Origin of the sequence: Streptomyces sp. 3MP-14, assembly GCF_006334905.2 — a bacterium.
GTDB lineage: Bacteria > Actinomycetota > Actinomycetes > Streptomycetales > Streptomycetaceae > Streptomyces > Streptomyces triticirhizae.
In genome coordinates, this window is record NZ_VDLZ02000024.1 from 65,026 (window position 1) to 79,813 (window position 14,788).

General features: G+C 72.8%; 10 protein-coding genes. 3 read left to right on the forward strand and 7 right to left on the reverse strand.

The features are described from left to right. Positions 1-8: 8 nt before the first annotated feature. Complete coding sequence (locus tag FH609_RS29480) at positions 9-593, reverse strand: NADPH-dependent FMN reductase (protein ID WP_139674748.1); 585 nt, start codon at positions 591-593, stop codon at positions 9-11. Positions 594-1,069: 476 nt separating this feature from the next. Here FH609_RS29480 and FH609_RS29485 point away from each other — a divergent pair, with 476 nt between their 5' ends. Then, positions 1,070-2,365, forward strand: a complete 1,296-nt coding sequence (locus FH609_RS29485; RefSeq protein ID WP_139674745.1) for an MFS transporter — start codon at positions 1,070-1,072, stop codon at positions 2,363-2,365. Between the two features lie 86 nt (positions 2,366-2,451). On the opposite strand, the gene FH609_RS29490 is transcribed toward FH609_RS29485, so the two are convergent. The 6 genes from FH609_RS29490 to FH609_RS29515 form a co-directional block, all read right to left on the reverse strand. Further along, positions 2,452-3,126 carry a GntR family transcriptional regulator gene (locus FH609_RS29490; RefSeq protein WP_226962041.1) on the reverse strand — a complete coding sequence of 225 codons (675 nt, stop codon included), beginning with the start codon at positions 3,124-3,126 and terminating at the stop codon, positions 2,452-2,454. Positions 3,127-4,363: 1,237 nt separating this feature from the next. After that, entirely contained in the window at positions 4,364-5,476 is a 1,113-nt protein-coding gene (locus FH609_RS29495; protein WP_139674742.1) for an amidohydrolase family protein, read from the reverse strand. Beyond that, positions 5,473-7,152, reverse strand: a complete 1,680-nt coding sequence (locus FH609_RS29500; RefSeq protein WP_139674739.1) for an FAD-dependent monooxygenase — start codon at positions 7,150-7,152, stop codon at positions 5,473-5,475. Before FH609_RS29500 ends, FH609_RS29495 begins: the two co-directional genes overlap by 4 nt. After that, entirely contained in the window at positions 7,152-8,060 is a 909-nt protein-coding gene (locus tag FH609_RS29505; protein WP_139674736.1) for an alpha/beta hydrolase, read from the reverse strand. The genes FH609_RS29500 and FH609_RS29505 overlap by 1 nt, the downstream gene beginning before the upstream one ends. 269 nt (positions 8,061-8,329) lie before the next feature. Then, a complete protein-coding gene (locus FH609_RS29510) occupies positions 8,330-9,790 on the reverse strand; it encodes an aldehyde dehydrogenase family protein (RefSeq protein ID WP_139674732.1) in 1,461 nt (486 codons plus the stop codon). A 115-nt stretch (positions 9,791-9,905) separates the two neighbouring features. Beyond that, on the reverse strand, positions 9,906-10,865 hold the full coding sequence (locus tag FH609_RS29515; protein WP_139674729.1) for an amidohydrolase family protein: 960 nt from the start codon (positions 10,863-10,865) through the stop codon (positions 9,906-9,908). 103 nt (positions 10,866-10,968) lie between these two features. On the opposite strand from FH609_RS29515, the gene FH609_RS29520 reads away from it, so the two are divergent. Together FH609_RS29520 and FH609_RS29525 are read left to right on the forward strand one after the other, a co-directional pair. Further along, complete coding sequence (locus tag FH609_RS29520; protein WP_139674726.1) at positions 10,969-12,591, forward strand: bifunctional 3-(3-hydroxy-phenyl)propionate/3-hydroxycinnamic acid hydroxylase; 1,623 nt, start codon at positions 10,969-10,971, stop codon at positions 12,589-12,591. Positions 12,592-12,711: 120 nt separating this feature from the next. Continuing rightward, the gene (locus FH609_RS29525; protein ID WP_226962042.1) at positions 12,712-13,518 is read left to right on the forward strand and encodes an IclR family transcriptional regulator; all 807 of its coding nucleotides are present in this window, start codon (positions 12,712-12,714) and stop codon (positions 13,516-13,518) included. Positions 13,519-14,788 lie beyond the last annotated feature (1,270 nt).

Genomic DNA, 14,788 nt, shown 5'->3' on the forward strand with positions numbered 1-14,788 from the left:
CCGGCGCCTCAGGCCGCCTGCGGGCCGTCCGCCGCGCGCAGGCCGCGCAGCGCCTCGGTCACCCGGGTCAGCTCGTCGAACATCGCCTTGGCCGAGGCGGTCATGACCTCGTTCGGCCGCAACTGACCGTCCTCGACCAGCTCGTGAACGAACGGGATGGACACCGCCTCGAAGAGCGGCGTCATCTTCACGGTCGTGACCACCTGCTTGATCATCTGGGCCGCCCTGGTGCCGGCCGAGACGCCCCCGTAGCTGACCAGGCCGACGGGCTTGTACTTCCACTCGTGGTGCAGGTAGTCGATCGCGTTCTTGAGTTCCGCGTTGTAGCCGTAGTTGTACTCCGGCATCACGAAGACGAAGGCGTCGGCCTCGCTGACCTTGGCGCTCCAGTCGCGGGTGTGCTGGTGGACGTAGCGGGCCAGCCGGGGGTGGTTGGGCTCGTTCATGAACGGGAGGTTCACCTCGGCCAGGTCGACCACCTCCACCTCGGAGAAGCCGCCGTGCTCCGCCGCGAGGGCCGCCACCCAGTCGGCGACCACCGGGCCGATGCGCCCGGGACGCGTGCTCGCCACGATGATCTCCAGCTTGGCCACGACCACTCTCCATCGTTCCGTTCGCAATTGAGCATGATGATTACGCCCGATCATAGCGACGACCTGGGGCGCTGCGTCAAGGGGGTGGTGGACGGCCGATTTCGGGCGTGACGCGGGCATTGACACACGCCCGTGACGCGCCTCAGCATTACCGCCAATTCCCTGCGGCGTGGCCGCGACGGGACCGGGCAACCCGCCCACCCCGTCGGGCCCGCGCCGCCGGACCGCACGTCCGTGACGCCCAGCGACGCGTCTCGGCGACCAACGGCCCGTGCGCCGCGCACCGTTCGGCGCCACCGGGCACGCCATCCCGAGCAGGCCCCCGCCCCGGCACCCCGTGCCCAGGGCCGGGCCACGTCCCACCACGGACCGACGAGCCGCTGTCCGGGGTTCCCTCCCGCTCGGACCCACGCGTGCCCGCGCCTGCCCGGCGCCGCCGTGGCCTCCCCTTGCGATTCCCCCTGAGGAGTACGGACATGAACTCCACCCCCGGCCCGTCGGGGACCGGCACGCGTCCCGGTCCCGCCGTCGCCCTCGGACTCGTCATCCTGTGCATCGAGGGATACGACCTCTTCATCCTGGGCGCGGTCGGCCCAGCCCTGCTGGCCCACCCCGACTGGGATGTCACCAAGTCGACACTCGGGTTCCTCGGCAGCCTCACCGCCCTCGGGATGCCGCTCGGCTCCATCGTCGCCGGCTGGGCCGGCGACCTCTACGGACGCCGGCTCCCGATGGCCGTCAGCCTCGCCTGGCTCTCCGGGGCGATGCTGCTGAGCGCCGTCGCCGACGACCTCACGCTGTTCGCGGCGACCCGCTTCGTCACCGGCGTCGGCATCGGCGCCCTGATCCCGCTCGTCACCGCCTATGTCAGCGACGCGGCCACGCCGTCCCGCCACTCCCTCCAGGTCGGCACCGCCACCACCGGGCTGGCCATCGGCGGCATCATCACCGGTGTCGTCGCCCGAACCCTGTTGCCCGAATGGGACTTTCACACGCTGTTCCTCTTCGGCGTCCTCCCGCTGGTGCTGATCCCCGTGGTGTGGCGGATGGTGCCCGCCGTGGTGCGGGACGAGCCGGGGGCCGACGCGCCACCCGCCGGGGCCGGGCCGGCCGACCGGCAGGAGCCGGCGGACTCGACGAACCGGCTGGCCACGCTGCTCTCCCCGCGCTACCGCACGGCGACGCTGCTGTTCTGGGCCGCCACGTTCTCCGGCCTGGTCATCGTCTACGGCGCCAGCACCTGGCTGCCCACGCTGATGGTCGACTCGGGCTACGACCTGGGCTCCTCGCTGGAGTTCTCCATCGCCTTCAACATCGGCGCCGTCGTCGGCACCCTGGGCGCCGCGCTGATCGCCGACCGGGGGTTCCTGAAGGCCGCCACGATGGTCAGCTTCCTGCTCGCCGCCGTCGCCATGATCACGCTCAGCACGCCCCAGCCCCGGCCGGTGCTGCTGCTGGCCTCCGCCGTCGCCGGCTGCGGGGCGCTCGGCACCCAGGGGCTGGTGAACATCTTCGTGGCGCACGCCCACCCGGCGCGGCTGCGCGGCACCGCGCTCGGCTTCAGCCTGGGCGTGGGGCGGGTCGGGGCCATCGTCGGGCCCAGCTATGTGGCCGCCGCCACCGCGATCAGCTGGTCCAAGGCCGGCTTCTTCGCCTTCGTCGTCCCGGCCCTGCTCGGCGCGGTCCTGATCGGCCTGCTGCGGGTGGCGTGGAGCCCGAGCCAGGCGGCGGGCGGCGATGCCGCCCCGGAGGAGACGCCGCTGGCCCGCTGAGTCCGGGCCGTCGACGCGCCGCCGCCGCACGGGGCAACTCCCGTGCGGCGGCGGCGCGTTGGTGAGGCTTCTCGGAGCGGGGCCGGTCAGGAGAGCGCGGAGCTGGCGATCTTCTCGTTGCGGGCGAGGTGTTGCTCGACGGCGGCGGCCACCGTGTCGGGGTCGCGGGTGCGGAACGCCGCCACCAGGTCGACATGGGCCTTGCCGCGCCGCTGGTGCTCGGCCGGGTCGGGGTCGAGCTGGCCGAAGCCGATGCGGATATAGCGCTCCGCCGCCTGCCACAGCGTGGTGAGCACGCGGATGTCCCAGGCCGTGGCGGCCGGCGCCAGCAGCGCCAGGTGGAACGCGTGGTGGTCGTCGTAGATGTCGCCCATGCCGTGGTCCCTGGCGCCGAAGTCGGCGGCCTGCGCGGCCAGTCGGTCCAGCTCCTCGTCGGCGAGCAGGCCGCACGAGCGGCGCGCGATCTCCGGTTCGAGGGCGCGCCGCAGGCGGTAGATGCCGTGCAGGTCGTCGAGGTCGAGCGGCGTGACGACGGCGCTGCGGCCGGGCCGCATGATGACCAGGCCCTCGCTCTCCAGGGAGCGCAGGGCCTCGCGGATGGGGATGAAGCTGATGTCGAGCATCCCGGCCAGCTCGCGCAGCGAGTACTCGGCGCCGGGCGCCAGAACGCCGGCCAGGATCGCTCGACGCAGCTCGTCCGTCGCCTGCTCCACGACCGACCGTGAGGTGATCGGCTGGAGCGCCCCTCGGGGTGTCGCCACGGTGAATCCCCTCGCCTCGGCCGGCCGTTGGTCGTTATCAACTATAGCGACGGGCTCGGTGGGGGAGGGTGGGCTGGTGCGGGTGGTGGGTGGTGCGGGCCTTCGGGTGCGGGCCGGTGGCCGGTGCGGGGCAGCCCGACTGGTCGTTCTGTTGGTCAACGAGACTCTGCGGTGTGGTTGAGGCTCTGGCGCGGACCACGACGCTGGGCCTAGATGGCGCACGTTCGGCCGGGTGCGGGCGTAACGAATGACCGTGATGGGCTGGCTGGGAGGGGGGGCGCGGCTTCCGGGAGGTGGGGTTCGTTGCCGCCGGGGGTGGTGGGTGATGGCGGTGCGTGCCTTCCGGGCGCGGGGACTGCGGCTTGTTCGAGGGTCGCTTGGTGGGTGGGGGCGTGCGTGGCGCGCACCGGCTTCGCCGGCCTGCCCCGGCATGTCGCCCGTCTCGGATGTGGCCGATCGTCGGGCGACTGAAAGGGGGACGGCCCGCCGCCTCACTCCTGCTGGCAGGACGGGGCGTTCGGTCAACGACCACGCTGACGCGCGAACATCGCCTGCCGGTGGGGTAGTCCGCGCCTTGTCGGCTTCCGGGCAGGGGGGTGGGGGTCTCTTTCTGTAGGTGCCCGTCTAGAGTTGAACGATCTGTTCACTTCTAAACGGGCACCTAGAAAAAAGGTCCCCCACCCCCCGGCGCCCGCCCTCGGAAGTCGACGGCGCGCGGACTACCAAGACGACAGACGATGTTCGCGCGGCAGCGTGGTCATTAACCGAACTCGACGAAGCGCCGCACTCCGACACGACGACCGGTACGGGCCCCTTGAGCCGCCCGACGATCGGCCACATCCGAGACGGGCGACATGCCGGGGCAGGCCGGCGAAGCCGGTGCGCGCCACGCACGCCCCCAGCCGCCGGCCGTCCCTCGAACTCGGCGCGGTCCCTGCGCCCGGAGGGCACGGTCGCCAGAGCTGACCCCCGTTCGGCAACGAACCCCACCTCCCGGAAGCCGCGCCCCCCCTCCCAGCCAGCCTCCTGCCGGCATTCGTTACGCCCGCACCCGGCCGATCGTGCGCCATCTAGGCCCGGCGTCGTAGCCCGCGCCAGAGCCCCCACCACACCGCAGGGTCTCGTCGACTAACGAAACGACCAGTCGGGCTGCCCCGCACCGGCCACCGGCCCGCAGACAAACCCCGCACCCAACCACCACCACCCGCACCACCCGACGCCAGGTGGCGGGTGGGCCTCAGAGCCGCAGGTGGCGGCGGGCGTTGCCGGAGGCGATCTTCCTGCGGTGCCCGTGCGGGACGTCCGCGCTGCGCAGGAACTCGACGGCCTGCTCGCTCCTCTCGAAGGGGTAGTCGATGGCGAAGAGCACGTTGTCGATGCCCACCACGTCGATCGCGGCCCGCAGCATGGTGTCGTCCATCACGCCCGAGGTGGTGATGAGGATGTTGTCGGCCAGGTACTCGGAGGGCTTCCTCCGCAGCGCCACCTGGGTGTTGATGTTCTGGATCTGCACGTCGAGGCGGGAGGCGTGGAACGGAAGGAACTCGCCCATGTGGCCCAGGATGAGGCGGGCGCCGGGGAAGTCGTCGAAGACCCCGCCGAGGATGACGCGTAGCGCGTGCCCGGCGGTCTCGGCCGCCCAGGTGTAGAGCGGGCCGACGAGTTCCGGCCGGCCCTCGGGGATGGCCCACTCGCCGGCCGGCGCCGGCGTCGGGTGCAGATAGAGGGGAGACTGAAGTTCCTCCAGCACCGCCCAGACCTCGCGGAACTGCGGCTCGTCCAGGTAGTGCCCGAGGGTGTGGCCGTTGACCAGGAAACCGGCGAGGCCCAGCTCGTCGATGGCGCGCCTGGCCTCCCGCACGGCGGCCGGCGGGTCCTGGAGCGGCAGCGCGGCGAGGCCGCCGAAGCGGGTCGGGCGTTCGGCGACGATGCCGGCCAGCGCGTCGTTGGCGGTCCTGGCGTCGGTCACGGCGATCGCCGCGTCGGGCTGCATCTGGATGCCGGGCGGCGTCAGGGACAGCACCTGCATGGTGACGCCGTTCTCGTCCATGTCGGCGATCCGGTACTCGGCGACGTCCGGCAGCCGCCTGAACCACTCCGCGGTGACCTCCGGCTTGAACGGGATCACGCCGTCCAGCGCGGTGCCCTCGGTGATGAGGCCGGGCAGTATCACGGCCTCCTCGATGGCGATGATCTCCAGCCGGCCGCCGTGACCGTGCCCGCCACCGTGTCCGCCGTCGTGGGCCTGGGCGACGCCGGGGCTGGACAGCGCGCCGGCGGCGCCGAGCGTGACCCCCGTCCCGGCCGCCGTGTTCAGGACCTGTCGTCGGGTCCAGGAGTGAGGGGTCATGTTCGTTGCTTCCTTTCGGTGGAGGGGACCTCAGTTGGGAGGGCTTCGGCGGGCGCCGCGCGGGGGCGCGGCGGCGCGTGGCCGCTGAGTGTGGCGAGGAGGGCGGGCGCGTCGTCCGGTGCCTCGTCGCCGCGCCAGGCGACCACCTGGTCGGGGCGGACCAGGACCAGGCGGGCGCCCAACCGCGCGGCCAGGCGCGGCCGTTCGGCCTCCGGCGGCCGGACCACCGCGAGCGGAACGCCCCGCGCCCGGGCCGCCTCCTCGACGGCGGCCGCCCGGGTCTCCGGCCCGAGGTCGAGCAGCGTCAGGTCGGCGCCGAGCAGGTCGTAGAGGGAACGGCCGTCGCCGAGGAACGCGTGCGGCAGCCGGGCGCCGACCAACGCCCCGCCCCCGTCGGCCGCGCTCTCGGGGAGGACGGGCGAGGCGTCGATCCGCAGGCCCAGCACCAGGTCGAGCGCGTGGAACTCCGCCCGCTTGGTCTCCTGGATGCGCGCGCCCGCGAGCCGCCGGGCCTCGACGCCCGCCGCGTCGGCCGCGTCGAGGTTGTCGGCCAGCAACTCCGTGGACAGCACCCGCATGTTGGCGGTCGCCTCCCGGATGACGCGCTCCTGGACGGGGCGGCGCTCGCTCTCGTAGGCGTCCAGGAGCGCCGGGCCGCCCCAGCCGGCGAGGCTGGCCGCGAGCTTCCAGCCCAGGTCGACCGCGTCCCCGACCCCGGTGTTGAGGCCGTGGCCGCCGAACGGCGGGTTGAGGTGCGCGGCGTCGCCGGCGAGGAACACCCGGCCGTGCCGCATCCGGTCGACGATCTGCATCCGGGCGGTCCACGGGTCGGTGGACAGCACCCTGGCCCGCACCGGCCGGCCCGCCACGCCCTCGACCAGCCGCAGCGCCTCGCGCTCCCCGGTCTCCCGGTCCACGCCGAAGGCGATGGCCCACCAGGTGCCGTGCCGGTCCAGCGGTCCGACCAGCGCGGGCGCCGAGGCGTTGATGATCCAGTACTGGACGGCCGGCCCGTGCCGGACGTGCTGCCACAGGTCCGGGCTCTCGAAGACCATGCCGAAGTTGGGGCGCAGCGCCTGCCCGCCCACATAGCGGGCGCCGATCTCGTCCCGGACCACGCTGCGTGGGCCGTCGCAGCCGATGACGTGGTCGGCCGTGACGACGCTCCGCCGGCCGGCGTCGTCCTCGACGGTCACGGTCACCGACTCCTCGTCCTGGCGCAGCGCGACGACCCGTGCGCCGAGGACGAGGTGGCAGGCGTCCAGCTCCTCGACGGTCTCCCGCAGCACCTCCTCCAGGACGTACTGCGGCGCCTGCTGGCCGGTCTCGGGGAACCGGTCGCCCTCGGGGGCGAGCCCCAACACGCCGGTGAAGCGCGACAGTTCGTGCCCGCTGAGCGAGGTGCAGAAGACCACGTCCCTGGACCAGGACGTGGGCAGCGGGGCGCGTTCCCGTAGCCGGTCGGCCACGCCCCAGCGGCGCAGGTGTTCCATGGTGCGGACGCTGAGCGTCTTGCACCGGGGGCGAGCGTGGGAGACGGCGGTGCGCGGCTCGACGACCAGGCACTCGATGCCGCGCCGGCCCAGCTCCACGGCGGCCGACAGGCCGACGGGGCCGCCGCCGGCGACGAGGACCCGCACCCGCTGCGGGAGGTTCCGCCGGTTCGACTCGGGCATCAGCGCCGCTCGCTCCCGCCGGTCGCCCGCGCGGCCCAGGCCGCGCACTCCTCGGCGAAGGCGAGCTGCCGCAGGTGCAGTGCGTGGCCGAGCGTGTGGTGGTCGATGCAGTGGCCGGTGCCCCGGGCGACGCCGGCCTCGACGAACGGGGCGGCCGTCAGCAGGGCGGCGAAGCGTTCGACGTTCTCCCGGCCGCTGCTCCACAGCGCGTCGTGCTCGGCGAGCGCGTTGTGCACGGGGACGCGGACCCGGGGCGCGATGGCGGCCAGGCGTTCCCTCGGCCAGGCCGGGGCCTGCACCAACTCCCGCACGGGCACGGGCGCGTAGGAGTCGTGCGCCTGCGCGAGTGCCTCATCCCGGTAGCTGCCGGGCGGCCCGAACATCACCTTGTCCCGCTCCTCGTAGGGCAGGTCGACGGTCAGGTCGGGCGGCAGCGAGCCGAGCGCGTCGGCCGCGCCGCCCTCGGGTATGACGGCGCCCATCCCGGTCGCCGAGACGCCGACCAGCGGCCAGCGGGGCTCGCCGGCCGCGATCATCAGGGCGATCATGCCGCCGATCGAATGCCCGACGAGGAACACGCCGTCGGCCGCGTAGCGTTCGGCCGCCAGGGCGGCGGCCTCGCCGAGCAACTCGGCGTGCCGGTCGAAGGTGTTGGCCTCCGATTCGAGCGCGGTGCTGCCGCCGTAGCCGGGCCGGTCGAAGGCCACCACCCGATGGCCGTGCGCGACGGCGACATCGAGGAAGGAGCCTTCGGGGGAGCCGGCGACGTCGAAGTACCGGGAGGTGAACGTGCCGCCGTGGAGGGCGACGATCAGGGGTCTGCCGCTCGGTTCGGCGGGTCCCGCGGTCACCGCCGTGATCGTGTGCCCTTCGATCTCGAAGCTCAGTAGGTCGCGCTGTGTGGCCATCCGTGGCCTCCTGCCAGGGCTGGTTTCCGGCGCGCCGAAGTCGAGGGAGGGAACGGCGCGCGGAGAGGAAGGGGAGGGGCGGCGCGCGGCTCGCCGGGGAGGCCGGCCACTCCTGCGACGGGTGGGCCGGCGCCCGGGTGGGGGCGCCGCCGGGGTCCTGCGAGACTAAGCGCTATATGTAATAACAGCAAGGCTTGTGCGTGGCCCGCGCGGGCCGGCGACGCCGGCCCGCGCCTCGCGTTTCAGCGGGTTCAGCGGGTTCAGCGGGTTCAGTGGGGGACGGGCGCGTAGTCCTGGGTGATCTGCTTGTACTCCAGGAAGTCCTCGACCGATGCCAGGCCGCCGAGCCGGCCGACGCCGCTGGACTTGAAGCCGCCCTCCTCGAACTCGATGGTCAGGTTGGCCCAGCTGTTGACCGAGATCAGCCCGGCGTCCAACTGCCGCGCCACGCGCACCGGTCGGTCCGCGTCCCTGGTCCACACGCAGGCGCTCAGCCCGTACTCGGTGTCGTTGGCCAGCGCGATCGCCTCCGCCTCGGTGTCGAAGACCTGCACCGTCTGCACCGGGCCGAAGGTCTCCTCCTGGACGATCGGCAGCGAGGAGTCCGGCACCGCCAGCAGGGTCGGGTGGTAGAAGGCGCCGCCGGCCAGCTCGGGCCGGGTGCTGGGGCCGCCCCGGACGATCGGCTTGGCGCCGGCGGCGATCGCCGCCTCCACGGCGGCATCGACCCGGGCGACCGACGCCTTGTCGATCAGCGGCCCGATCTGGCTGGCCGGATCGGCGGCCGGACCCGGGCGCACGGCCTCCAGGCGCTCGGCGAGTGCGGCGGTGAAGGCGTCGGCGATCTCCCGCTGCACCAGGACCCGGCTGCCCGTCATGCAGAACTGCCCGGCGAAGACCGTGCAGGACTGGACGGCGGTGGCCAGCGCGGCCTCCTGGTCGGCGTCGGCGAAGACCAGGTGGGGCGTCTTGCCGCCGAGTTCGAGCCCGACCCGCTTGAAGTGGGCCGCCGCGCCCTGCGCGACCAGCCGCCCGGTGGCCGTGCTGCCGGTGAAGCTGATCACGGGCACCCGGGGCGACTCGACCAGCAGCCGCGCCACGTCCGAGCCGGACTCGATGACGACGTTCACCGCGCCCTTCGGCAGCTCGGGGACCGAGTCGAGGATCTCGCTCATCAGCGCGGCGGTCCTCGCGGCCTGGCCCGGCATCTTCACCACGGCCGTGCAGCCGGCCGCCAGGGCCGGGGCGAGCGCGCGGATGCAGAGGTAGGCGGGGGAGTTCCAGGGCACCACGATCCCGGCGACGCCCACCGGCTGCCGGATCGACATGGCCTGGCGGCCCGGGTGGGTGTCGGTGACCCGGCCGTGCGGCTGGAGCGCGAGGCCGGCGGCGAACCGCAGGGCGCGGACGATGAAGTGCGCCTCGAAGCCGGCCTCGTGGCGCAGCTTGCCGTTCTCCTCGGTCAGCGTCTGGATCACCTCGCCCAGGCGCTGGTCATAGGCGTCGGCGAGGTGGCTGAGCGCGGTGGCCCGCACCATCGGGTCGAGCCGCCAGTCGCCCTCGGCGAAGGCGCGGCTCGCGGCCTCGATCGCGGCCCGCCCCAGCTCGGCGTCCCCCTCCGCATAGCTGCCGATCACTTCGCCGGTGGCCGGATTGACGCTGTCGGAGGTTCGGGCGGAACCGACCCACGCGCCGTCGATCCAGTGCTGTGCGGTGTTCTCTCGGGCCATCTCGACGACTCCCTGCTTCCTTGCTGAGGAGGACTTCTGGTGAACAAAAACCGGTGAACGAAAGGGGCGTTGCGGGTGTGGGGGCGTGGTGGGGAGCGTGCGGGGGAGTGGCGGTTCAGAGGCGGAGCAGCCGTTCGGCGTTGCCGTGGGCGATCTTCGCCCGGTCGGCCTCGCTGATCGGGGCCGACCTCAGGAACTCGGTGGCCGTCGCCATGTCCTCGAAGGGGTAGTCGGTGCCGAAGAGAATCCGCTCGGGGCCCAGCGCGAGCAGCGAGCAGAGCAGGGGCGGGGCCGAGCAGACACCGCTGGTCGTGATGTACAGATTGTGCCGAAGGTACTCGGAAGGATTGCCCCGGGCGAGTTCCACCCCGTGGTGGTTGTGGTACTCCCAGCGCGAGTCCATCCGCCACATCACGAACGGCAGGCCCTCGCCCATGTGGCCCAGCAGCAGCTTGGCGTTCGGGAAGTCGTCGAAGACGCCGCCGAAGACCAGCCGCATGAAGTGCGAGGCGGTGTCCGTTCCCCAGCTCCACATCGGGCCGATCAGCTCCGGGTGGCCCTGGATGACGTGCGGGGCGTCGACGCCGTTGGCCGGGTGGAGGTAGAGCGGGACGTCCAGGCCCTCGGCGCGCTCCCACACCACGCGCAGCTCGGGGTCGTCGAGGTAGCGGCCCTGGGTGTGGGCGTTGACCAGGGCGCCGCGCATCCCCAGCTCGCTGACCGCGCGCTCCAGTTCGGAGGCCGCGGCCTTGGGGTCCTGGAGCGGGAGGGCGGCGAAGCCGGCGAACCGGTCCGGGTGGTTCTCCACGACGCCGGCGAGCAGATCGTTGACGGCCTTGGCCCGGGTGACGGCGGTCCCGGCGTCCTGCTCGGCCTGGATGCCGGGGGCGTTGAGGGAGAGCACCTGCACGTCCAGCCCGGCCGCGTCCATCTCCGTCAGGCGCTCGTCGGTGATGTCGAGCAGCCGCCGGGACGCCTCCCGCCACTTGTCCGGCTGGATGATCGCCGCCGCGCTGGCGCCGTAGCCCTCCAGCTCCGGCGTGACGAAGTGCTCCTCAAGCCCGATGGTCCGCATTCCCGCTCCACTTCACCTATATGCATTGACTTCATGGATGGTGAAACGTACGTTCCGTCGGTGTCAACCCTCTGGAAGGTGCGCGAGAAAACGGAGGTGCCCGATGACGGGTACGGATGGCGCCGGTTCCGTCCCCAAGGGGACGGCGGTGGATGTGGTCGTCGTGGGGTACGGCCCGGTGGGCATGGCGGCGGCGGCCCTGCTGGGACAGGCGGGCCACCGGGTCCTGGTGCTGGAGCGGTACGCCGGCCTGTACAACCTGCCGCGAGCCGCCAGCTTCGACGACGAGACCCTGCGCACGCTCGCCCGCCTCGGCGTCGCCGAGGAACTGACGCCCAAGGTCCGCGTCCAGCGCACCTACGAGTGGCGCAACGGGCGCGGTGACCTGCTGATCGAGCAGCACTTCGCGGAGGTGGGCCGCAGCGGCTGGCCCGAGTGGAACATGATGTACCAGCCGGACCTGGAGGACGCGCTCGACGCCCGCTGCCGCTCGCTGCCCCAGGTCGAGGTGCGGCACTCCGCCACCGTCGTCGACCTGGAGCAGACCTCCGAGTATGTGACGCTCACGGTCGAGGACCCGGACGGCCGGGACGGGCACTCCAGCGTCCGCGCCCGGTACGTGCTGGCCTGCGACGGCGGCAACAGCTTCGTGCGCTCGGCGCTCGGCGTGGGCGTGCGGGACTACGGCTTCTCCGAGCCGTGGATGGTCTGCGACTTCCGCTTCCGCCGCCCGACCCGGCTGCCGCCCGCGTTGCAGCTCGGCGACCCGAACGGCCCGACCTCCATCATCTCGCTCGGCCCCGACCACCACCGGTTCAGCTTCATGCTCGACTCGGTGGACGACTTCGAGACCGAACGCGACCCGGAGCGGGTCTGGAAGCGGGTCGCCGCCTATCTCACCCCGGACGACGCCGACCTCATCCGGGTCGCCACCTACACCTTCCGCTCGCTCATCGCCGAGCACTGGCGGCGCGGCCGGGTGCTGCTCGCCGGCGACGCGGCGCACCAGATGCCGCCGTTCCTCGGGCAGGGCATGTGCTCCGGGTTCCGCGACGCGCAGAACGTCGCGTTCAAGCTGGACCTCGTGCTGCGCGGCGTCGCGCGCGAGGACATCCTCGACACCTATCAGACCGAACGCGAGCCGCATGTGCGGGCGGTGACCGAGAAGGGCATCGAACTCGGCCACCTCCAGACCCTCCGCGACCCGGAGCGCGCCGCCGAGCGCGACCGGAAGCTGCTCGCCCGCCGCCAACAGGGCGGCGCCCCCAAGGCGGTGCGCTTCCCCGACCTTCGCGAGGGCCTGTTCGCCAGCCGATCCGACGCCGGGCACGGGCAGTTGTCGGTGCAGGGCGTGGTGCACGACGGCACCAGGGGAGACCGGCTGGACCAGCTGGTGGGCGGCGGCTTCCAACTGCTGCTCGCCGAGGGGCTGTTGGGCGCGCTGGAGGACGGGCCGCTGCTCCACGAACTCGCCGGCGCCGGCGTCCGGGTCGTGGTCCCCGGCGCCCGCTCCGGCGACCACCCGGTCGCCGCGCTCGTCCAGGACGTGCACGGCACCTATCGCGACTGGTTCGCCGAACTGGGCTGCTCCGCCGTCGCGGTGCGGCCCGACTTCCATGTGTTCGGCACCGCGAGCGGGCCCGGGGCCGCCGCCGAACTGGCCGGCGAACTGCTGCGGCTGGTGCGGGGCGAGACGGCGGGCGTCGAGGCCCGTGCCGACGCCTGAGCGCGCCGCTTCCCGCCGGGTCACGCGCCCGGCGGGTGGTGGCGGCCCGGTGGGTGGTGGCGGCTCGGCGGGTGGTGGCGGCCCGGTGGGCGGTCGCGGCCCGATCACTATCATCGAGCCGTGACCGCACAGCGTTCCCCCGGGCCCGAGCACGCCGACGCCGCGCCGGCGCGGCAGGGCATCCAGTCCGTCGAGTTGGCGATGACGGTGCTCCAGGCCCTGGAGGAGGGGCGCGGCCCGATGACCCTGACGCAACTGGCGGCGGCCAGCGGGATGCAGCCGAGCAAGGTCCACCGCTATCTCGTCAGCCTGGCCCGGGTCGGCCTCGTCGCCAGGTCGCCCAGCTCCGGGCGGTACGACATGGGGCCCGCCATGCGGCGGCTCGGCATCGAGTCGCTGCGCAGAATGGACGAGGTCGCGCTGGTCAGCGAGCACCTGCCGGGGCTGCGGGACCGGACGACGCACGCGGTCAACCTGGCCGTGTGGGGCGACCACGGACCCGTCGTTGTGCGCTGGGAGTACGGCGCCCACGCGTTGCCCATCACGGTGCGGATCGGCGCCACGATGCCGCTGTTGACCAGCGCGATCGGCGGCGCGTTCCTGGCCCAGCTGCCCGAGCAGCTCACCGAGCCGGTGCTGCGCGTCCAACTGGAGGCGGACGCGCTGGACTCGGCGACCAGGAAGCGGATCGAGGCGATCCGGGCCGAGGTGCGGCGCGACGGCGTTGCCACCACCTCGGGCGGCGTGATCCCCGGCATCACCTCCGTCTCGGCCCCGGTGTTCGCCGCCGGCGACTCGCTGCCGCTGGTCGTCACCCTGGTGATGCCGGCGCGCGGCGTCACCGAGGAGGAGATCGCCCGACACTCGGCCGAACTGCTGCGCTCGGCCCGGGAGATGTCCGAGGACCTGGGCCACGCGACGCAGTAGCGGCGGCGAGGGCTGGGTGGGTGGGTGCGGGTGGTGGTGGTTGGGTGCGGGGTTTGTCTGCGGGGCGGTGGCCGGTGCGGGGCAGCCCGACTGGTCGTTCTGTTGGTTGACGAGACTCTGGGGTGTGGTTGGGGTTCTGGCGCGGGCTACGACGCCGGGCCTAGATGGCGCACGGTCGGCCGGGTGCGGGCGTAACGAATACCGGCAGGAGGCTGGCTGGGAAGGGGGGCGCGGCTTCCGGGAGGTGGGGTTCGTTGCCGCCAGGGGTGGTGGGTGATGGCGACCGTGCCCTCCGGGCGCGGGGACTGCGGCTTGTTCGGGGGTCGGTTGGCCGCTGGGGGCGTGCGTGGCGCGCACCGGCTTCGCCGGCCTGCCCCGGCATGTCGCCCGTCTCGGACGTGACCGATCATCGGGCGTCTCACGGGGACGGTGCCGGTTGGTCGTTGAAGGGTGGGTGGGTGGTGGGGTCGGGTCAACGACCACGCTGCCGCGCGAACATCGCCTGCCGTCTTGGTAGTCCGCGCGCCGTCGACTCCCGAAGGCGGGCGTGCGGGGGGTGGGGGGACCCTTTTTATAGGTGCCCGTTTAGAAGTGAACAGATCGTTCAACTCTAGACGGGCACCTACAGAAAGAGACCCCCACCCCCCTGCCCGGAAGCCGACAAGGCGCGGACTACCCCACCGGCAGGCGATGTTCGCGCGGCAGCGTGGTCGTTGACCGAACGCCCCGTCATGCCAGCAGGAATGGAGCCGTGAGGGCTGTCCCTTTCAGTCGCCCGACGATCGGTCACATCCGAGACGGACGACATGCCGGGGCAGGCCGGCGAAGCCGGTGCGCGCCACGCACGCCCCCAGCGGCCAACCGACCCCCGAACAAGCCGCAGTCCCCGCGCCCGGAAGGCACGGTCGCCATCACCCACCACCCCCAGCGGCAACGAACCCCACCTCCCGGAAGCCGCGCCCCGTTATCTTTTTCGCGGTCCTGCAATGGGGCCGCTGGCCTCTGGGTCCGGTATGACTGTTGCCCCCTGTCGAAGGCATGACCTGGGGGGTGGTGTCGCCGGGACCCGGGGGTGTTCGTCGGAGACGCTGATCAGAGGTCCGGCCACCGTCCGGTCCGGCGCAATGCCGGACAGCTCGCGGACGGCAGGTCTGCATAACGTGGCTGCGCGAGCACGACACCCAGGCCGAGGCCGGCACCGTCAACACCCCTGGAAGGGTGCGATGTTCGAGATCGACAACGTGGGCGTGTTCCTCGGCCTGGACGTCGG